Here is a 19,624-nt window from a genome sequence, read left to right as displayed (position 1 = left end):
CAACGCCAATTGCGCAAGGATCATTGCGCAACTGACGTTGCCGGTTCCGGGTGGTCCCAGGCGCCCACACGGCGTTCGGCACCCCGCTCGCGCCGCCCAGAGGGGTCAGGGTCGACGGCGGGTCAGGCGGCCAGCCGGCGGCCCAGTTCGTCGGCGACCTGCGCGGCCATGGTGGCGGGGATCGCCGCGGCGATCTTCTCGGGGGTGAGGGTGGCGAGCACGCCCGCCACGATCGCCTGCTCGTCGGTGAAGTCCTTGCCGGACAGCGCGGTGAGCTGCACGACGAGCGTGTCGAGCCGCTGCATCGTGTAGTCCAGCTTCGCCACGATGCTGTTGCTGGCCTTCTCGGGGCCGCCCGCGTCGGGGTCGACGCTGCGCCCCATGCTCGACCCGCCGTAGAACATGCCGGTGTACATGCTGTTGATCTGACTCTCGGCCTGTGCGCTCATGTCGTCCTCCAGAAGTCCGATGGCGGTCAGGTAGCGGCGAAACAGCGGGGTCTGGTCGCGTCTCGCCTTGATCGAGTCGCGGAAGAAACTGAAGTGGGTGTGCCACAGGTGGGAGTCGTCCCCGCTCGTTCGCTTGCGCAGGCGGTCCCACCGTCGGACGACCCTGCCGTCCGGGGAGTAGATGATCTCCCTGATGTCCCGGCTGTCCGGGGTGTTGGCGACGCACTGCGCCACGCACCAGTTGGAGAAGGTGCGCAGGTCGTGCGTACGGCCGCCGGAGTCGACCGCGAAGAGGCCGACGTCGAGCGCCGCCGCGTCGAGGGTCAGGCCGGCGGAGTCGCGCGGCGACTCGACGACGGAGTAGTCGTTGGGCACCACCCGGTCGGAGCCGCAGTGGTAGCCGCCCCGGTGGGCGGGGTCGCCGACGATGCCGACCTCGTCGGGTTCGAGGTCCTGGCTGCGACTGGTGTCGGGGTCGATGTCGAGGTGGTCGAGCAGCAGACGGCGGACGGTCAACAGGTTCTCCGGTGCCCGCGTCATGGGATTCCCCCTTGCGGATGGTCAGGGGCCGGGCACGACGGTTACACCGCGTAGGCGGTGTGGGGCCGCACGCGCGGGCCCGGCCGAGTGGTGCACAGCGCCGGGCGTTGGCCCAACCATAGCGCCGCCGATGAATGAATGCCCAGCTCAGAAGGGGTTTTTTCGACTGGTAGAAAGCTGCGTGGGGGTCGCCGTGATCGGCAGGACCACTGCAGACGGTCGCTGCGGGTCGTGCAGGATTTCTCGCCATCCGGCACGGAGGGTGACGGCAGCCCCGAGGGCTTCGCCGGTGCCGGGGTTGCGCGCGTAGCGCGGATGGGCGCCGCCGGAGACCTGTACCCGCAGCCGGTGCCCGGGCGCGAACCGGTGTGCCGTCGGCCAGATCTCCACCGGCACGCGCACCACCCCTTCCGGGTCGGTGGGGTACCGGCCGGGTGTGACGCGGACCAGCCCGTCGCAGACGTTCCAGGACCGGCCGCGCCGGTCCACGTCGCACAGTCGCACGAAGACGTCCAGGTGGGACAGTTCGCTGCGGAGGTGGATCTCGGCGCGTACCGGGCCGATCACTTCGACGGGCCGGTCGAGCGGGGCGCTGGTGAAGGTCAGCACGTCGGGTCGGGCCTCGACCAGGCGGTTGTCCACCGGCCCGGCACGCTGGGCGACGAGCAGTGGCCCGCCGAGCGAGGGCGTCGGGTCGGCCGGGTCGTAGCGGAAGCGATCCGGCGTCGACGGGACCGGCGCCGCGGTGTCCAGCCGGCCGCCCGGGTGCAGGTGCCACCGGATCGGCGCGGCCGGCGGGGGCCAGTCCGGCAGGTCGCGCCAGCCGCCACCGGCCCCGCCGACGTGCACCCGGACCGGGGCCGCCCGGCCGGCGGCGGTGCCCCGCCGCTCCGCCCGGTGCGGCGGGCGGCCGGCGAGGTGCTCGTCGAGCCAGTCCAACCCCTCGCGCAGGGCGGCGACGAACAGCCCTGGGCTGCCGTGGGTCCACGGCCCGACGGTCAGCCGGGGGTGGGCACCGGCCGCGCGCAGCGCCGCGAAGTCGCGCAGCTGCGCCGGCAGGAAGATGTCGTGCCAGCCGGTCACCATCGCCACCGGGGCACGGACCTCGGCGATCCGGTCGCCGAAGACGCGGTCGCGCCAGTAGCCGGCGTCCGGAGTGTGGTGGCGCAACCACTCCTGGAAGAACGGCACCGTCACGCCAGTGGCCACGCGGTCCGCCTCCAGCAGCGGCAGGTGCGCCAGCGCCGCGGTGAGCCGGGGCTGGCCGCGCTTGAGCTCCCACTGCCGGGCCAGCCACGGCACGGTCTGCGCCTGGAGCAGCTCCGCCCAGGTGAGGACCGTGTCCAGGGCGAAGGACTCCCCGGCGTACGTCGAGTCGCGGGTGCCCGAGGCGGTCACCACCGCGACCATCGCCCGCAGCTCCGGTCCCGCGTCGGCGGCCAGGGCCCACTGCACGAAGCCCTGGTAGCTCGCGCCGAACATGCCGAACGCGCCGGACCACCAGGGCTGGCGGCGCAGCCAGTCGAGGGTGTCCAGGCCGTCGTCGCGCTCGTGCACCAGCGGGTCGAAGGTGCCGCCCGAGCCGAACGTGCCGCGGCAGGACTGGATCACCACGTGGAAGCCGCGCTCGGCGGCCAGCCGGCCGAGCAGCCGCATCGGCCCGCCCCGCCCGTAGGGGGTACGGATCAGCACGGTGGGCGCGCCGGGGAGGTCCGGGGCGTAGTGGTCGGTGCGCAGCGGCACACCGTCGCGGACCCGCACCGCGATGCCGCGGGTGACGGTGACCCGCCGGGTGCGCGCGGGCGGCAGCCGCAGCGCGGCGACGGCGAGCCGGACGGCCGGCCGGTCGAGCACGACGTCAGCCCTTCGCGCGCCGGGGTGGCTCGTCGCGGGCGGCCCGGACGGTGTCGCGGTGCTCCCGCATCGAGGCGGTCATCGCGGCCATGAACCGGTGCACGACCTCCAGCTCGTCGTCGCCGAAGCCGGCCATCACCTCGTCGGTGCGCCGGCCCAGCGGGCGGAAGAAGTCCGTCGCCAGCGCCGCGCCCCGCTCGGCGTAGTGCAGGAAGACCTTGCGCCGGTCGGCGGTGTCGCGGTCGCGGCGGATGTGCCCGGCGCGCTCGAGCCGGTCGATCAGCGCGGTGACGGATCCGGAGGAGAGGCTGAGCTGCTCGCCGAGGCGCCCCGGGGTGATCGGCTGGCCGGCCAGCTCGGCGTCCATCACCGCGATCAGCGCCTGCAGGTCGGTGGCGCCCAGCCCGTGCAGGTTGGCGAAGGCGTGCCCGACGTGCTGCGCGTCGACGGAGTAGCGCCGCAGCTCGGCCGCGATCTCGGCGACCAGCTTCTCGCGGCGGGTGTCGCGCCGCCGGTACATGCCGTGGCCTGTCACGTCCGCCGTTTCCTCCCGCCGCCGCTCCGGTTGCAGCATAACTCAGCAGCCTATAATCTCGATTATCGAGATACTCGACGGTCGGCATACTTCCGGTGGCGGCGAGGTCTTGCGTCGAAGCAGTCCCGCCGAGAGACCGTGAGGGCATCCGATGTCTGTGTTCACCCGCGTGGCCCGCGGACGACCGGCCGCATGGCTCACCGTGGTCACCGCGTTCTTCCTCGGCGCGGCCGTCTTCGGGCTGCCCAAGCCCGACAACCCGGCTCCCATCTCCGCCACCGGCCTGTCCGTCGAGTGGCAGTCGACCCAGGTGGAACGCCTCCAGGACCAGTTGCCCTCCCGCGACGTCCAGCCGGCGATCGTCGTGGTCAGCCGCGCCGACGGCGGGCCGCTCACCGAGGCCGACCGCGCGGCGCTCACCGGCCAGTCCGGCGACCTCGGCCGGTTCGCCGCCGACGGCCGCGTCAGCCCACCGCGGGTCTCCCCCGACGGCACCGTCGCGCTCGTCGCCGTGCCACTGTCCACCGGCGGCGGGCAGGAGGAGGTCGCCGGCCGGGTCGACGAGCTCCGCGCCTCCCTGGACGACGCACCCGAGACGCTCACCGTCGAGGTGACCGGCGGGCCCGCGTTCGCCACCGACCTGACCAAGGTCTTCGACGGCGCCGACACCACGCTGCTCGTCGTCACCGCCTGCGTCGTCGCGCTGCTGCTGCTGATCACCTACCGCAGCCCGTTCCTGTGGATCGTGCCGCTCGTCGTCGTCGCGGCGACCGAGCAGCTCACGCTGCGCGCCCTCGACACGATCGTCCCGGCGGTCGGCATCAACCTGCCCGGCGGAGCCGTCACCGGCATCGCCAGCGTCCTGGTCTTCGGCGCCGCCACCGACTACGCGCTGCTGCTCATCGCCCGCTACCGGGAGGAGCTGCGCCGCGAGGAGGACCGCTTCGTGGCGATGCGCGCCGCGCTGCGCCGCACCGCCGAGCCCATCCTCGCCAGCGGCTTCACCGTCGTGCTCGGCGTGCTCACCCTGCTGCTGTCCGAGCGGGAGCTGAACCACGCCCTCGCCGTGGCCTGCGCGACGGGCGTCGTCCTCGCCATGCTCTCCGCGCTGTTCGTCCTGCCCGCCGCACTGGTGATCTTCGGCCGCGGCCTGTTCTGGCCGTTCGTGCCCCGGGTCGGCGGCGCGGTCCGCGAGGGCCGGCTGTGGGGCCGGCTCGGCGCCGCCGTCGAACGCCGTCCGGTGCCGGTCGCCGTGCTCGCGACGCTGCTGCTCGCGGGGCTCGCCCTCGGCGGGCTCGGCATCCGCACCGGCCTGTCCGAGACCGAGCAGTTCCGGGTCAGACCCGAGGCGGTGGCCGGCGCGGAGACCCTCGCCCGCGCCTTCCCCGCCGGGACGACCCAGCCGGTCGCGGTCCTGACCACCCCCTCGGCGGCACGGGCCGTCACGGACGCCGCCGCGGCCGTGCCCGGCGTCGCCTCGGCGCGGCCCGGCGAGGCGGGCGCGCGGGTCGCCCAGGTCGACGTCGTCCTCGACGCGGAGCCCGGCACCGCCGCCTCCGACCGCACCGTCGAGGCGCTGCGCGACGCGGTCGCTGCCGTGCCCGGCTCCGCCCCGCCCGCGGTCGAGGGCGCCGCCGCGTTCGACGGGGCCGTCGTGGGCGGCCCGGTCGCCGCGACCCACGACTCGGGCGCGGCCGACGGCAGGGACCTACGGCTCATCCTGCCGGTCATCCTGCTGCTCGTCGGCGCCGTACTCGTGCTGCTCCTACGCGGCCTGATCGCACCGGTGCTGCTCGTGCTCACCGTGATCGCGTCGTTCTTCGCCAGCATCGGCGCGTCGTGGCTGATCTTCGACCACGTGCTCGGGTTCCCCGCGCTGGACAGCGGCGTGCTCCTGCTCGCCTTCGTGTTCCTGGTGGCGCTGGGCGTCGACTACAATATCTTCCTCGTCACCCGGGCCCGCGAGGACGCGCGGCGCACCGGCACCCGGGACGGCATGCTGTCGGCCCTGCGGATCACCGGCGGCGTCATCACGAGCGCCGGCATCCTGCTCGCGGCGGTCTTCGCCGTGCTGGGCGTCCTGCCGCTGATCCTGCTGACCCAGATCGGGATCATCGTCTGCATCGGCGTCCTGCTGGACACCCTGCTCGTCCGGACGGTCCTGGTGCCGGCGCTGGCGTTCGCGCTCGGCGAGCGCTTCTGGTGGCCGGGCCGGATCGCCCCCGAGCCCGCCACGCCCCACGCCCCGACCCGCCCGGAGCCGGCGGCGGCCCGGGACTGACCGACGCGATCCGGGGCCGTGGCGGGGACCAGCGCGTGCCGGGTCACCACCGGGTGTACCTGGCCCGCCAGGTCGGGGTCGCCCACCCGGCGACGTCACGGCCCCGGCGGAGGCCGCGGACCCGGTCAGGCGTCGGCGCGCACCGCCGCCGGTTCCGGTTCCGCCGGGGCGTCGCCCACCGCCCGGTCGCGGGTGGCCCAGGCCACCACGAACAACACCGTCCACGCCACCCCGAGCAGCACCGCCGTGGCGCTGCCGCTGGCGGTGCTCCACCCCAGGTAGAGGCGGGCGCCGACGATGCCGACCATCCCGGCCGCCGCGCCGGTCCAGGCGGCCACCGCCACCGGCCAGCGCGCCCCGCGCGACAGCAGCCAGGCGAGGGTGCAGAGGCTGGCCGCCACCACGGCGTTCTGCGTCGGGAACAGGGCGGGATCCCGGCTCCCCGGGCCGCCGGTGGCCGACCCCGTCAGGTCGACCACCACGGCGAGCACCACCAGCGGCACGAACGCCCCCACCGTGCCGACCACGCTGAGCAGGTCGGCCCGCCAGGGCCGGTTGCGCCAGGCCAGCACCGCGGCCACGACGGCCACCAGCACGATCAGCGTCGACCCGCGCAGCGCCGAGACGACCACCAGCGTGACGTCGACGGCCCCCGGCGTACGCCGGTCGGCGAACCAGTCGGCGATGGCCCCGTCGATCACCGCCAGCCCGCTGTGCCGGACCACCGCCCCGAGCACCCAGGCGATGGCGAACCCCGCCACGAAGAGCAGCAGCAGCCCGCCGACCAGATTGATCAGCAGCGTCCAGGCCGGCCCCACGTGCATGGCGAGCAGGAAGAACAGCACGCCGTAGCGGCCGCTGAGCCAGCGCACCGGCCGCAGCCCGGCGGCCCGGGACGCCAGCGCCCGCGCCGGGTCCGGGTTGCGGCCCAGCCACCGTCCCGCCAGCACCACCGCGACCAGCGCGGCCACCAGCACCAGCACGGCGCCGGTGGCCCGCCCCAGCAGCCGGGAGACCGTCTCGTACGACTCGCCGGCCAGGTTGCCGGCCAGCACCGAACCGCCCACCCAGGTCACCACGCCGGCGAGGTTCCACGGCGCGAACCGCCGGTACGGCATCCCCGCCGCGCCGGCCAGCCGGGGCACCAGGGTGCGGGCGAAGGCCACCCAGCGGGCGGTCAGCACGCCACGCCCGCCCAGCCGGCCCAGCATCCCGTCCGCCCGGCCCCACCGCTCGTGGCCCACCCAGGCCCCGAGCCGGCCGGCCCGCAGCCGGGGCCCGTACCGGCGGCCGGCACGGAACGCGAGTGTGTCCCCGATCACGGCTGCAAGGATCATCACCAGCAGGGCCGGCGCGAGCCGCAGCGTCCCCGCGTACGCTAGGAAACCGACCAGCAGCAGGGTCGCCTCGCCCGGCACCAGCAGACCGAAGATCACGGCGGTCTCCCCCGCGACGATCATCGCGGCGATCACATAGATCAGCAGGGGCGGCAGGCCCTGCAGCCAGGTCAGCAGGTCGTGCATCGGGCCCCCATTCCCACGGGGGTCAGCATGCCAGGCGCTGAAACGGTCGGAACATCAGTTTCGGCAGAGATCCGGGCCATCTGGGGGGAGACCCCGACGCGTGCCCCGGCAACCGCAGACAGGAGTATGAAGCGTATGCAGCTTCGCACCGACCTCCGCAACGTCGCCATCATCGCCCACGTCGACCACGGCAAGACGACCCTGGTCGACGCCATGTTGCGGCAGGCCGGCGCCTACGGCGCCCGCGGCGAGGTAACCGAGCGGGTCATGGACTCGATGGACCTCGAACGGGAAAAGGGCATCACCATCCTGGCCAAGAACACCGGCGTGCGGTACATGCCGGCGGACGGCTCCGACCCGGTGACCATCAACATCATCGACACCCCCGGCCACGCCGACTTCGGCGGCGAGGTCGAGCGCGGCCTGACCATGGTCGACGGGGTGGTACTGCTGGTGGACGCCAGCGAGGGCCCCCTGCCGCAGACCCGGTTCGTGCTCCGCAAGGCGCTCAAGGCCCGCATGCCGATCATCCTCGTGATCAACAAGGTGGACCGTCCCGACGCCCGCATCAAGGAGGTCGTGGACGACACCTACGAACTCTTCCTCGACCTGGACGCCGACGAGGAGCAGATCGACTTCCCGATCGTCTACGCCTGCGCCCGCGACGGCATCGCCTCGCTGACCCAGCCCGCCGACGGCGCGGTCCCGGACGACAGCCACAACCTCGAGCCGCTCTTCCGCACCCTGCTCGACACCATCCCGCCGCCCGCGTACGAGGAGGACGCGCCGCTGCAGGCGCACGTCACCAACCTCGACGCGTCCCCGTTCCTCGGCCGGCTGGCGCTGTGCCGGGTGCGGCAGGGCACCATCCGCAAGGGCGAGACCGTGGCCTGGTGCCGCACCGACGGCAGCACCCAGCGGGTCCGCATCTCCGAACTGCTGATGACCGAGGGCCTGGAGCGCAAGCCCGCCGACTCGGCCGGCCCGGGCGACATCATCGCGGTCGCCGGCATCCCCGAGATCATGATCGGTGAGACCCTGGCCGACGCGGAGAACCCGCAGCCCCTGCCGCTGATCACCGTCGACGAGCCGGCCATCTCGATGACCATCGGCACCAACACCTCGCCGCTGGTCGGCCGGGTCAAGGGAGCCAAGGTCACCGCCCGCATGGTCAAGGACCGGCTCGACAAGGAGCTGATCGGCAACGTGTCGCTGCGGGTGCTGCCCACCGAGCGTCCGGACGCCTGGGAGGTGCAGGGCCGCGGCGAGCTGGCCCTGGCCATCCTGGTCGAGCAGATGCGCCGCGAGTCCTACGAGCTGACCGTGGGCAAGCCGCAGGTCGTCACCAGGGAGATCGACGGGAAGACCTGCGAGCCGGTCGAGCGGCTCACCATCGACGCCCCCGAGGAGTACCTCGGCGCGATCACCCAGCTCCTCGCGACCCGCAAGGGCCGGATGGAGCAGCTGGTCAACCACGGCACCGGCTGGATCCGGATGGAGTGGCTGGTCCCGGCCCGCGGCCTGATCGGCTTCCGCACCGAGTTCCTCACCGAGACCCGGGGCACCGGCATCCTGCACCACGTGTTCGAGTCGTACGAGCCGTGGGTCGGCGAGCTGCGCACCCGCAACAACGGCTCGCTGGTCGCCGACCGCTCGGGCGCGGTCACCGCGTTCGCGATGACCAACCTCCAGGAGCGCGGCCAGCTCTTCGTCGAGCCCGGCACCGAGGTGTACGAGGGCATGATCGTCGGGGAGAACTCCCGCTCCGACGACATGGACGTCAACATCACCAAGGAGAAGAAGCTGACCAACATGCGCTCCTCCACGGCAGACGAGACCGAGAAGCTGATCCCGCCGCGCAAGCTGTCGCTGGAGCAGGCCCTCGAGTTCTGCCGCGAGGACGAGTGCGTCGAGGTCACCCCGGCCGCCGTCCGGATCCGCAAGGTGGTGCTCGACCAGACCGCCCGCGGCCGGGCCGCCGCCCGCCGCAAGCACGCCGGCTGACGTACGACGACAGCCTTTCCCGGAGCCCGGACCGCCCCACGCGGTCCGGGCTCCGCCCGTTCACGACGCCCGGGTCAGGCGGGGCGGGTGGCGAGGAAGGCGAACAGGTCGGGCACCGGGCCGGGGCCGGACTCGGCCGTGCGGACCAGGGTCAGGCCGGCGTCGGTGACCGCGTTGAGCAGGTCGGCCAGCGGGACGTGCCACGCACCCACCCGCACCCGCACCCCGTGCGGCGTCCAGGCCCGGAAGCTGCGCTCCCGGTCGGCGTAGCCGCCGTCGACCACGATCCGCTCCGCGTCGGACCGGTCGGCGAACGCCCCGACGAAGCACGGGTGCACTCCGACGTGGACGAACCGCCCGCCGGGCGCGAGCACCCGGGCCGCCTCGGCGACCACCGCCGCGTAGTTCGGCACGTCGGTGTGGGCGAGCACGCACGCCACGGCCGGCACCGAGCCGTCGGCGACCGGCAGCGCCGCCGCGTCGGCGCGGGCCACCGGCAGGCGCGGCCGGGCGTGCCGCAACTGCCCGCCCGACAGGTCGACCCCCACCGGCTGCCACCCCAGCCGGCGCAGCTCCGCCGCCTGCAGGCCGGTGCCGCAGCACAGGTCGAGGCAGCGGCCGGCGCCGGCGCCGAGCAGGTCGCGCAACCGGCCGCGGACCCGGGTCATGTAGTCGCTGGACGTGTCGGTGGCGAACGCCTCGTACCAGTCGGCGTGCGCGTCGTAGGCGGCGACCGTCATCCCCGCACGGTACGGCGCTCCGCCCCGTTCCGCCGCCCCGCCGGTGGTCCGCTACGGTCAGCCGCATGACCTGGGACGAGCTCGACGCCCACCTGGACGGGGTGCCCGGCACCGTGTCGGCGTACGTGGGGCGGCCCGGCGCCGCCCCCGCCTGGACCCGGCACGCCGACGCCACCCACTACGCGGCCAGCACCATGAAGGCGGCGGTGCTCGTCGCGCTGCACCGGGCCGCCGAGGCCGGTGCCCTCGACCTGGACGCCCCGGTGCCGGTGCGCAACAAGTTCGACTCGGCGCTGCCCGGCGCGCCCCGATTCTCCTGCGCCCGCCACTACGACAACGACGAGGCCGTCTGGGAGCGGGTCGGCGACAGCGCGCCGCTGCGCTGGCTCGCCCACCGGATGATCGTCCGCTCCAGCAACCTGGCCACCAACATCGTCATCGGCCACGTCGGCCTGCCGGCGGTGGCGGAGGTCTGGGCGCTCGCCGGGGCCCGGCACAGCGTCACCGGGCGGGGCATCGAGGACTTCGCCGCCCGCGAGGCGGGCATCACCAACCTGGTCACCGCCGCCGACCTGGCCGCCCTGCTCGGCGCGCTCGCCACCGGGGCGGACACCCCGGGCCCGCTCGCCTCGCCGGCCGGCTGCGCCGCCATGCTCGACGTGCTGTTCGCCCAGGAGCACCGCGAGGACCTCGCCGCCGGGCTGCCCGAGGGCACCCGCATCGCGCACAAGAACGGCTGGGTGCACGGCGTGCGGCACGGCGCCGGGGTGGTCTTCCCCGACGACGCGCCGGCGTACGCGGTGGTCGCCTGCACCACCACCGACCTCGCCGACGGCGGCCCCGACGGCGACGAGGCGGAGGACGACGCCTGCCGGCTGATCGCCGGGATCTCCGCCGCCGCCTGGGCCGCCCGACACGACCTGTGACGGCCGGTCGGCCCACCTGGGCCGGCGCCGCGCGGTGCCGTCACTCCAGCAGGTGCGCCCGCAGCGCCGCCACGACGTCGTCGGTGATCCCGAGCCCGTCGCGCAGGTACGCCCCGAACGAGCCGTGCACCCGGCGCACCTCCCCGTACGCGGCGTCGAGGTAGTCCTCGCGCGCCTCCAGCACCGGCCGCACCGCCCCGACGTCCAGCCCCGGCTGCCGCCGGCGCATCGCCTCCAGGAGGACCTCCCGCAGGCTCTCGGTCAGCGCGTTGTTCGCCAGGTAGTCCGCCCGGATCGCGGCCTCGTCCACGCCGAGCGCGCTGAGCAGCAGCACCGTCAACCAGCCGGTGCGGTCCTTGCCGGCCGAACAGTGGTAGACCAGCGGCAGGTTCCGCGCCTCCGCGGCCAGCCGCACCGCCGCGCCGAAGCTCTCCCGCGCCGACGCCCCCGTGACGAACCAGCGGTAGATCGCCGCCATCGCCGCCGGGGTGCCCTGCTCGGCCAGGGCCGCGTACGCGCCCAGGTCGTGCCCGAGCAGCACCGCCGAGACGTAGGTGAAGACGGGGTGTTCGGCGTCGTGCACCGGCAGGTGCACGACGGTGGGCTCACCCGGCAGCCGGTCCGGCGGGGCGACCACGATCTCCGAACGGTCCCGCAGGTCGACCACGCAGGCCGGGCCGAGCCTCGCCAGCACCGGCAGGTCCTCGTCGGCCAGCCGGCCCAGCGCCGGGGTGCGGATCAGCACGCCCGGCCGCACCCGCCGGCCGTCCACGCCGACCAGCCCGCCGAGGTCCCGGGCGTTCGGCGCACCCACCAGATCCCAGCCCCGCTCGCTCATGCCGGCACTCCGCTCCGCTCCGTGCCGCCACGAGGCGCCACCGCACCGCACCCCATGATTCGCTCGCTCATGCCGGCCTCCCCTTCGCTCGTGCGTGTCCGTATAGGGTGCCGGACATGACGATCGCCGCGGTGCGCACCCACCGGCTCTCCGCCCCCCTGCACACCCCGTTCGTCACCGCGCTGCGCCGCACCACCACCGTGGAGACCCTGGTGGTGGAGGTCGTCGACGCCGACGGCCGCTCCGGCTACGGCGAGGCGCCGCAGGTGTGGCAGGTGACCGGGGCGTCGGTGGCCGGCTCCGAGGCGTGCGTCCGCGACCTGCTCGGCCCGGCGCTCACCGGGCGCGACGCCGACGACCTGGTGGCCCGTTGCACCGAGGTGCAGCGGGCCGTCGCCGGCAACGAGGCGGCGAAGGCGGCCGTCGACGTCGCCCTGCACGACCTGGCGGCGCGGCGGCTCGGCGTACCGCTGGTGCGGCTGCTCGGCGGCACGGCCCTGCGGGTCCCCACGGACGTCACGCTCGCCGCAGGCGACGCGGTGGATCTCGCGGCGGCGGCCCGGCAGCGGCAGGCGGAGGGCTTCGGCGTGCTCAAGATGAAGGTGGGCACCGACGCGGCCGGCGACCTGGAGCGGGTCCGCGCCGTGCGGGCGGCAGTCGGCCCGGACGTACGGATCCGGCTCGACGCCAACCAGGGCTGGACCCCGCGCGAGGCGGTCCGGGTGATCCGCGGCGTCGAGGACGCGGGGCTGGACGTGGAACTGGTCGAGCAGCCGGTCCCGCGCTGGGACCTCGACGGGCTGGCCTGGGTCAGCGACCGGGTGGACGTGCCGGTCCTCGCCGACGAGGCCGTCTTCGGCGTCCGCGACCTGGTCGAGGTCATCCGCCGCCGGGCCGCCGACATGGTCAACGTCAAGCTCGCCAAGTGCGGCGGCCTGCACCCCGCCCGGACCCTGCTCGACCTGGCCGCCGCGCACGGCCTCGGCACCGTCGTCGGGTCGATGATGGAGAGCCAGGTGGGCATCGGCGCCGCCGCCAGCCTGGTCGCCGCCTACGGCACCACGGCCGTCGCCGACCTGGACGCCGCGTGGTGGCTGGCCCGGTCGCCGGTGCGGGACGGCCTCCGGTACGACGGCGCGACCGTCGTGCTGCCGGACGCGCCGGGCCTCGGCGTGACCTCCGTGACTGAAGCAAAGATGCAGACTGGCGATTGCTGACTGGCGGAAACTTTCATAGGGTCGCGGGAACGATCGAGCTGGGGGTGGACGTGGAGCTGCAACCGGGCCGGGAGGCCGTGGTCCGGGTCGCCGTCGCGACCCTCTGGGCCTCTCCCGAGGCGGTACGACCCGTCGACGGTCCCGCCCTGGCCGCGCGCACCGACATCGCGGCCTGGATCTCCGGGTTGGACACCGACCAGCAGGTCGGCGACTGCGTGCTGAGCCAACTGCTGCTCGGCGAGCGGGTGCTCGTCACCGACGTGCGCCCGGACGGCTGGGCGCACGTGGTGGCCGTCGAGCAGCCGGCCCCCGGGCTGCACCCGCGCGGCTACCCCGGCTGGCTCCCCGCCGAGCAGCTCGCCCCGGGCGCGGTCCCCGCCGACGCCGAGTCGCTCGTGGTCGACGCCACCGTCACCGCCCTGCACACCGCCCCGGGCGGGGCCGAGGTCGTGCCCGGAGTGGTCCTCGGCACCCGGCTGGCCCCGACCGGCCCGGCGGTCGACGGATGGCGCCCCGTGCACGCCCCCGGTCACGCCGACCCGCTCTGGCTGCCCGCCGCCCACGCCGTGCCGGTGCCCACCACGCCCCCGTCGGCCGGGGAGGTGCTGGCCGTCGCCCAGCGGCTGGTCGACGTCGTCTACATCTGGGGCGGCGTGTCCGCGTACGGCATCGACTGCTCCGGCCTGGTCCACCTGGCCTGGCGGCGGCTCGGCGTGCTGCTGCCGCGCGACGCCGACGACCAGGCCGCGGCGACCACGCCGGTGCCGCTGGGCACGGAACGCCCCGGCGACCTCTACTTCTTCGCCCGGCCCGGCCGGAAGATCCACCACATCGGCATCGTCACCGCCGACCCGCGTCCCGGCGACGACCGGCGGATGCTGCACGCCTGCTACCTGCGGCGCCGGGTGCTGGAGGAGCGGCTGCCAGCCGAACGCACCGCCACCCTGGTCGGCGCGCACCGGGTCTGACCCGCGTACGGCACGAGGGGGCGCTCCCGGTCCGGGAGCGCCCCCTCGTCGCGTGGGTACGCCTCAGCGGCGGGCGTCGGACAGCAGGCGGCGCTGGTCGCGGGAGGACTTGACCAGGCTGGCGACGGTCGCCACGGCGAGGGTGCCGAGGATGACGGTCAGCGAGAGCCAGATCGGGATGTGCGGGGCCCAGGAGACGTGCTGCCCACCGTTGATGAACGCCAGGTTGTTGCCGGCCAGGGCCTCCAGCACCAGCTTCACGCCGATGAAGCCGAGCACCACGGCCAGGCCGTAGGTGAGGTAGATGAGCCGGTCCAACAGGCCGCCGAGCAGGAAGTAGAGCTGCCGCAGACCCATCAGCGCGAAGACGTTCGCGGTGAAGACCAGGTACGGCTCCTGCGTGATGCCGAAGATCGCCGGGATCGAGTCGAGCGCGAAGATCAGGTCGGTGGTGCCGATGGCGATCATGACGATCAGCATCGGGGTGAAGATCCGCTTGCCCTTCGGCGAGTGGGTGGTCAGCCTGGCGCCGTCGTAGTCCTTCGAGATCGGCAGCGCCTTGCGGCTCCACCGGATCATCACGTTCTCGCTGAAGTCGTCCTCGTCCGGCTCGCCCTGCCGGACGAAGTTGATCGCGGTGTAGATGAGGAACGCGCCGAAGATGTAGAACACCCAGGAGAACTGGGAGATCAGCGCGGCGCCGGCGGCGATGAACCCGCCCCGCATGACCAGCGCCAGCACGATGCCGATGAGCAGCACCTTCTGCTGGTACTTCCGGGGCACCCCGAAGCGCGCCATGATGATCACGAAGACGAAGAGATTGTCGACCGAGAGGCTGTACTCCGTCAGCCAGCCGGTGTAGAACTCCCCCGCCGCGCCCGCCCCGGAGGCGAGCCAGACGCCGGCGCCGAAGATCAGGGCCAGTGCGACATAGAAGCCGACCCACAGGCTCGACTCACGCACGCTCGGCTCGTGGGGGCGCCGACCGATGATCAGCAGATCCACGAGCAGGATCGCGGTCAGTACGACAAGGGTCGCCGCCCAGACCAGTCCGGACACGTCCAAGGCTCATTCCTCCGGCAGACACGCAACGACGGGCACACCGTACGCCCTCGGTGGGCGCGGTGTGCCGGTGACGCTGACTCTGGTGACTGTCGGAGGTCTCTTCCGTCACCGTCCTGCGGGCGGTGACCGACGGGGCCGGGTCGCGCACCGGGGACCGACGCTCGACCGTGCTGACGACTCCGTCACGGGGGAATACTCCCCTCCTCGTCCGCCATTCTTGCCCACCGGGCCCAGCCACCGCACCTCGGGCTGGCCGTGTCTTAGCCCACCGACAGCCGCCGACCCTCTCGGTGATCCTGAGCGCACTCTGCGTACGCCATCCTAGGAGGCTAGGTGCTCCCGGTTGGCGGGGTCGCGCGAGGCTAGGTGCTCCGGGGTGGCGGGGTCGCGCGGGTCCGCCGGCGACCCGCCGGGCACCAACGGGTCGGCCAGCGGCCAGCCGGCCGCGAGCAACGCGTCGCAGGCGGCCACCGCGCGGGCCAGCCGCTCCGGATGCGGGCCGGTCAGCTCGACCACCGGCACCCCGCACCCGGCCAACTCCGTCCGGAACCGCCCGGTCATCCACGCCCGCAGGTGCTCCCCGTCGCGCAGCCCGTCGTCGTCGAAGGGCACCCCGACGTGGTCGGTCAGCAGGTACAGCGCGGGCCGCCGGGCCGCCGCCCGCACCCGCGCCGACGCCGACCCGAGGTAGCGCTCCTCCCACACGGCGGTGGCCCGGGCGTCGGTGTCGCAGAACAGCAGCGGGCCGCACGACCGGGCCGCCGCGTCCTCCGCCGCCTGCTGCTCCCGGACCACCTCGGCGAAGTCGTCACGGTCCCAGGACACGTCGAAGATCGTGGCCGCCGGGTCCCGCTCGCGCAGCCGGGCCAGCTTCCGTTCGGTCAGCTCCCGGCCGTACTCGGGGACCCACCCGGTGCCGTAGTGCTCCGCGAGGGCGGCGGCCATCGTGGTGGTGCCGGTGGACTCCGCGCCGACCACCACCACCCGCCGCACGAACCACGCCCGCACCGGCGCGCTGAGCCGGTCCCAGTGGCCCGCCGGGTCCGCACGCACCGCCGTCCCGGAGACCGGCACGCACCGCCGCCCCTGGTCCACGCACACGCCGACGGCGTCGAAGCGCCGGGCCAGTTCCTCGCCGTACGCCTCGGAGGAGAAGACGGCGTCCACCCGCCGCCCGCCCAGCGCCTCGCGGAACACCGCGCAGTGCAGGTCCCACACGGCCGGGTCGGCGTAGTCCACCGGGTGGTCGTCGTACCGGCCGACGAAGCGGACCCACGGGGTGTCCGCGTGCACCTCGCGCAGCCAGTCCAGCCGCAACCCGAGCGGGATCGACTCCCGGCGCGACGGCGCCACCACCACGGTGACGGCCGCGCAGCGGGCGGCGGCGGCCTCGATCAGCCCGTGGTGGCCGGCGTGCGGCGGATAGAACTTGCCCACCACCAACCCGTGCCGGAACTCCGGCGCCCCCGGCCCGGCCGCGCCGCCGCCCGCCGCCGGGCGTTCGTCGGCCGGCGCCGGGCCCGTCATGCCGCCACCGGGGCCGGACCGGACGGCGCCCGGGTCGCGCCGGCGCCGCGCCGCAGGTCCGCCCGCCACTCGCGCAGCCCGAGCACACAGAGGCCGAGGAAGATCAGGTAGAGCGCCGCCGTGAGGTACAGGCCCTTGTAGGCGTAGAGCGGGATGTAGATCAGGTCGGCCGCGATCCACAGCCACCAGCTCTCCACCCGCTTGCGGGTCTGCCCGTACGTGGCCAGCAGCGACAGCGCGGTGGTCAGCGCGTCCGGCAGCGGCACCGTCGAGTCGGTGGCCCGGTCCAGCAGCACCCACAGCGCTCCGGTCAGCGCCACCCCGGCCAGCCCCAGCGCCCACCACTCCCGACGGCTCGTCCCGCGGACCGTCAGCCGGCTGCGCCGCTCGCCGCCGTAGAGCCACGCCCACCACCCGTACAGGCCCAGGACGACGTAGACGACCTGGAGGCCGGCGTCGGCGTACAGGCCGGCGGTCCAGAACAGCAGCATCAGCAGCAACACGTTGGCGATGCCGACCGGCCAGTTGGCAATCCGCTGCCGGGCCACCAGCCAGACGTTGAGCACCCCGGTGGCGAAGCCCAGCAGCTCCGCGCGGGTCGTGCCGGTGCCCGCCATGGTGAACGCCGTGCCGGTAAGCCAGTCGATCATGCCTCTCCCCTCTCCGCGCGCCCACCCTAGATCCGCCCGACCACCGGGAACAGGCCCCCGCGACGGCGGGCCGCCGGGGCGACGTGAAAGGCTGCGGCCATGGTGCTTGAGGTCGCGCTCATCGACGTACTGCCGGGACACGAGGACGAGTTCGCCGCCGCGTACGGCAAGGGACACCCGGTGCTCGCCGGGACGCCGGGCTGCCGGTCGGTGCGGATGACCCGGGGCGTGGAGTCCCCGTCCCGGTTCGTGCTGCTGGTCGAGTGGGACTCGGTCGAGGCGCACAACGACAACTTCCGGGGCACCGAGCGCTTCACGCAGTGGCGGGCGCTGATCGGCCCGTACTTCGCCAACCCGCCGCTGGTCGAGCACTTCGTGGACGTGCCGGCCTGAGGCTGTCGTACCCCTGCCCTACCCTGCGCGGTGCACGCGCCGGCTGCCGGTCCCGACGGGCTCGGGGGCGCCGGGCCCGGTGGCCGCGCGGCGAAATCGGGTGGCCGGCGACCGCCCGTGCGGGTTGACTGGCGATCATGACGGACCGGGTGGCCCTGGTGACGGGCGTGAGCCGGCGGATCGGCATCGGCGCGGCGGTCGCCCGCACGCTCGCCGCGGACGGTTGGCGGCTGTTGCTCACCGGCCTGCCGGAGTTCGACGAAGCCCAGCCCTACGGCGGCGATCCCGAGGGCGTGCCGACCCTGCTGGGCGCGTTGGGCGGCGCCAGCTACGTCGCGGCCGACCTGCTCGACCCGGCCGCGCCCGCCGAGCTGGTGGCCGAGGCGGTACGCCGGCACGGTCGGCTCGACGCGGTGGTCGCCGTGCACGCCTACTGCACCGACACGCCGTTCGGCGCGTTGGACCCGGCCGAGGTCGACCGGCACCTGTTGGTCAACGTGCGGGCCACCCTCCTGCTCGCCGAGGCTTTCGCGGCGGCGTTCACCGCCGGATCGGGCGGCCGGCTGGTGCTCTTCTCCAGCGGGCAGCGCCTCGGTCCGATGCCGCAGACCCTCGCCTACGCGGTGAGCAAGGCGGCGGTGGAGAACGCCACGTTCCAGCTCTCCCCGCTGCTGATGCCGCAGGGCATCACCGTCAACTGCGTCCACCCGGGCCCGACCGACACCGGATACGCCTCACCCGAGGCGCACGCCGAGATCGCCCAGCTCTTCCCGGCCGGACGCTGGGGCACCCCGCAGGACGCGGCCCGGCTGGTGCGCTTCCTCTGCTCAGCCGACGCCGACTGGATCACCGGGCAGGTGATCGACTCGGAGGGCGGGTTCCGCCGCCACCTCTGATCCGCGCGCCGACGCCACTGCTCCCCGGCTCGGCCGCGCTGCGCGCACCCGGCCGGGTCTGTCGGTGGGCGTCGCCGCCCCGGTGCGCCGGCAGGGGTCACCCGGCGGCACGACGGCTCAGCGCCGCGCTCGTCTCCTCCGGGCTGAGCGCCGCGTCCAGCAGCCAACCGGTGAGCTGGTCGTAGCGGTCGACGTCGGCCGTCGTCGCCAGGCGCACGTCGGTGGTCAGCGCCTCCAGCATCACGGTGCGGGGGTCGGCCGGGTCGGGGAACGAGTAGCAGGAGTACGGCGTGAGCGGCTGCGCCCCGCCCCGCGCGGCGACGCCCCGGGGCAGCAGCCGGATCGTCACGTGCGGCAGGCCGGCCAGGTCGACCAGGAACCGCAGCTGCTCCTGCCACACCTGCGGCGGAATGTCGCCGGCCTCGCAGGCCGCCTCGGCGAGCAGCGCCGTGTAGCGGGGCGGATCGGTGCGCCGCAGCACCTCGTGCCGCATCGCGCGGGCGCGCACGTCGGCCTCCACGTCGACGGTCGGGTCGAGCAGCCGCCCGGCGGCGATCCGCAGCCGCGCGTACGCCGGGGTCTGGAGCAGCCCCGGCACGACGGCGGGCTGCCAGTCCACGATGGTCGCCGCCCCCGCCTCCAGCTCGGCGTAGGTGCGCTGCCGCTCCCCCATCTCCCCCAATGCCTTCCACCAGCCCCGGCTGGTGGCGGCGTCGCGGGCGATGACGATGAGCGCCTCCCGCTGTGGCGGCGGCACCTCGTAGACGTCGAGCAGATCGAGGACGTCGGCGAGATCCGGCCGGCTCTGCCCCAGCTCGATGCGGGACAGCTTGGAGGTGGACGCCCAGCCGAGCCGGTCGCAGACCTGCTCCAGTGTCAGCCCCTCCCGCCTGCGCAACTGGCGCAGCTCGGCGCCCAACCGCGCGCGTCGAATGACCGGACTCGTTGGCAACGGCATCCCCGCCTCCCCACCGAGGGAGATTACGCAGCACGATCACCCAGCGCAATAGTCTGCTCGCGTACCGCAATCGAGACTAGTAGCCCCGTTGCCGACCGGGCCCCGCCGGCCGCCCGTCAGGGCCGGTCCGTGCCGAACGCGCAGACGTCGCCGGCCAGGTCACGGGCGCTGCGGTACCAGGCGCGACCGGGCCCGGCGCCCGAGGCCGCCGACGCCCGGTGGTCTTCGGCGACGGGCCGGCCTCGTGGCGGAACCGCGCG

17 protein-coding genes are annotated in these 19,624 nt (G+C 74.4%); 7 read left to right on the top strand and 10 right to left on the bottom strand.

The features are described from left to right. Nucleotides 1-122 precede the first annotated feature (122 nt). The 3 genes from ACZ6Q9_RS14600 to ACZ6Q9_RS14590 form a co-directional block, all read right to left on the bottom strand. Nucleotides 123-989: a hypothetical protein gene (locus tag ACZ6Q9_RS14600; RefSeq protein ID WP_393454882.1), complete on the bottom strand. Its 867-nt coding sequence runs from the start codon at nucleotides 987-989 to the stop codon at nucleotides 123-125. Between the two features lie 147 nt (nucleotides 990-1,136). After that, on the bottom strand, nucleotides 1,137-2,843 hold the full coding sequence (locus ACZ6Q9_RS14595; RefSeq protein WP_396827376.1) for a CocE/NonD family hydrolase: 1,707 nt from the start codon (nucleotides 2,841-2,843) through the stop codon (nucleotides 1,137-1,139). A 4-nt stretch (nucleotides 2,844-2,847) separates the two neighbouring features. After that, nucleotides 2,848-3,363, bottom strand: coding sequence for a MarR family winged helix-turn-helix transcriptional regulator (locus ACZ6Q9_RS14590; RefSeq protein ID WP_350709378.1), 516 nt, complete (start codon nucleotides 3,361-3,363; stop codon nucleotides 2,848-2,850). 166 nt (nucleotides 3,364-3,529) lie between these two features. Here ACZ6Q9_RS14590 and ACZ6Q9_RS14585 point away from each other — a divergent pair, with 166 nt between their 5' ends. Further along, a complete protein-coding gene (locus tag ACZ6Q9_RS14585; protein WP_393454876.1) occupies nucleotides 3,530-5,659 on the top strand; it encodes an MMPL family transporter in 2,130 nt (709 codons plus the stop codon). Nucleotides 5,660-5,784: 125 nt separating this feature from the next. Here ACZ6Q9_RS14585 and ACZ6Q9_RS14580 read toward each other — a convergent pair whose 3' ends face one another. Further along, complete coding sequence (locus tag ACZ6Q9_RS14580; protein WP_393268962.1) at nucleotides 5,785-7,182, bottom strand: DedA family protein; 1,398 nt, start codon at nucleotides 7,180-7,182, stop codon at nucleotides 5,785-5,787. Between the two features lie 135 nt (nucleotides 7,183-7,317). Here ACZ6Q9_RS14580 and typA point away from each other — a divergent pair, with 135 nt between their 5' ends. Beyond that, nucleotides 7,318-9,186: a translational GTPase TypA gene (typA, locus tag ACZ6Q9_RS14575; RefSeq protein WP_393268965.1), complete on the top strand. Its 1,869-nt coding sequence runs from the start codon at nucleotides 7,318-7,320 to the stop codon at nucleotides 9,184-9,186. A 74-nt stretch (nucleotides 9,187-9,260) separates the two neighbouring features. On the opposite strand, the gene ACZ6Q9_RS14570 is transcribed toward typA, so the two are convergent. Beyond that, on the bottom strand, nucleotides 9,261-9,926 hold the full coding sequence (locus ACZ6Q9_RS14570; RefSeq protein WP_393454873.1) for a class I SAM-dependent methyltransferase: 666 nt from the start codon (nucleotides 9,924-9,926) through the stop codon (nucleotides 9,261-9,263). Between the two features lie 65 nt (nucleotides 9,927-9,991). On the opposite strand from ACZ6Q9_RS14570, the gene ACZ6Q9_RS14565 reads away from it, so the two are divergent. After that, nucleotides 9,992-10,852, top strand: a complete 861-nt coding sequence (locus ACZ6Q9_RS14565; RefSeq protein WP_393454870.1) for a serine hydrolase — start codon at nucleotides 9,992-9,994, stop codon at nucleotides 10,850-10,852. Nucleotides 10,853-10,892: 40 nt separating this feature from the next. On the opposite strand, the gene ACZ6Q9_RS14560 is transcribed toward ACZ6Q9_RS14565, so the two are convergent. Then, entirely contained in the window at nucleotides 10,893-11,690 is a 798-nt protein-coding gene (locus ACZ6Q9_RS14560) for a tyrosine-protein phosphatase (RefSeq protein WP_393454867.1), read from the bottom strand. Nucleotides 11,691-11,806: 116 nt separating this feature from the next. On the opposite strand from ACZ6Q9_RS14560, the gene ACZ6Q9_RS14555 reads away from it, so the two are divergent. Both ACZ6Q9_RS14555 and ACZ6Q9_RS14550 read left to right on the top strand, forming a co-directional pair. Beyond that, nucleotides 11,807-12,907: a mandelate racemase/muconate lactonizing enzyme family protein gene (locus tag ACZ6Q9_RS14555; RefSeq protein WP_393454864.1), complete on the top strand. Its 1,101-nt coding sequence runs from the start codon at nucleotides 11,807-11,809 to the stop codon at nucleotides 12,905-12,907. A 50-nt stretch (nucleotides 12,908-12,957) separates the two neighbouring features. After that, nucleotides 12,958-13,875 carry a C40 family peptidase gene (locus tag ACZ6Q9_RS14550; protein ID WP_393454861.1) on the top strand — a complete coding sequence of 306 codons (918 nt, stop codon included), beginning with the start codon at nucleotides 12,958-12,960 and terminating at the stop codon, nucleotides 13,873-13,875. A 63-nt stretch (nucleotides 13,876-13,938) separates the two neighbouring features. Here the strand turns inward: ACZ6Q9_RS14550 and ACZ6Q9_RS14545 are convergent, their stop codons facing one another. From ACZ6Q9_RS14545 to pnuC, 3 genes are all read right to left on the bottom strand, one after another. After that, nucleotides 13,939-14,940, bottom strand: a complete 1,002-nt coding sequence (locus tag ACZ6Q9_RS14545) for a TerC family protein (protein ID WP_393268981.1) — start codon at nucleotides 14,938-14,940, stop codon at nucleotides 13,939-13,941. Nucleotides 14,941-15,261: 321 nt separating this feature from the next. Continuing rightward, on the bottom strand, nucleotides 15,262-16,467 hold the full coding sequence (locus ACZ6Q9_RS14540) for an AAA family ATPase (protein WP_393454858.1): 1,206 nt from the start codon (nucleotides 16,465-16,467) through the stop codon (nucleotides 15,262-15,264). Next, entirely contained in the window at nucleotides 16,464-17,117 is a 654-nt protein-coding gene (pnuC, locus tag ACZ6Q9_RS14535; protein WP_393454855.1) for a nicotinamide riboside transporter PnuC, read from the bottom strand. The genes ACZ6Q9_RS14540 and pnuC overlap by 4 nt, the downstream gene beginning before the upstream one ends. 99 nt (nucleotides 17,118-17,216) lie before the next feature. Between pnuC and ACZ6Q9_RS14530 the strand changes: the two genes are divergently transcribed. Continuing rightward, nucleotides 17,217-17,510 (top strand): antibiotic biosynthesis monooxygenase family protein, encoded by a 294-nt coding sequence (locus tag ACZ6Q9_RS14530; RefSeq protein ID WP_393454852.1) that lies wholly within the window; start codon nucleotides 17,217-17,219, stop codon nucleotides 17,508-17,510. Between the two features lie 137 nt (nucleotides 17,511-17,647). After that, nucleotides 17,648-18,406 carry an SDR family oxidoreductase gene (locus ACZ6Q9_RS14525; RefSeq protein ID WP_393454849.1) on the top strand — a complete coding sequence of 253 codons (759 nt, stop codon included), beginning with the start codon at nucleotides 17,648-17,650 and terminating at the stop codon, nucleotides 18,404-18,406. A gap of 97 nt (nucleotides 18,407-18,503) precedes the next feature. Here the strand turns inward: ACZ6Q9_RS14525 and ACZ6Q9_RS14520 are convergent, their stop codons facing one another. Then, nucleotides 18,504-19,364 (bottom strand): helix-turn-helix domain-containing protein, encoded by an 861-nt coding sequence (locus ACZ6Q9_RS14520; protein WP_393268993.1) that lies wholly within the window; start codon nucleotides 19,362-19,364, stop codon nucleotides 18,504-18,506. Nucleotides 19,365-19,624: the final 260 nt, after the last annotated feature.

Source organism: Micromonospora sp. NPDC049139, from assembly GCF_055586845.1.
This window is presented reverse-complemented; position numbering and strand designations above follow the sequence as displayed.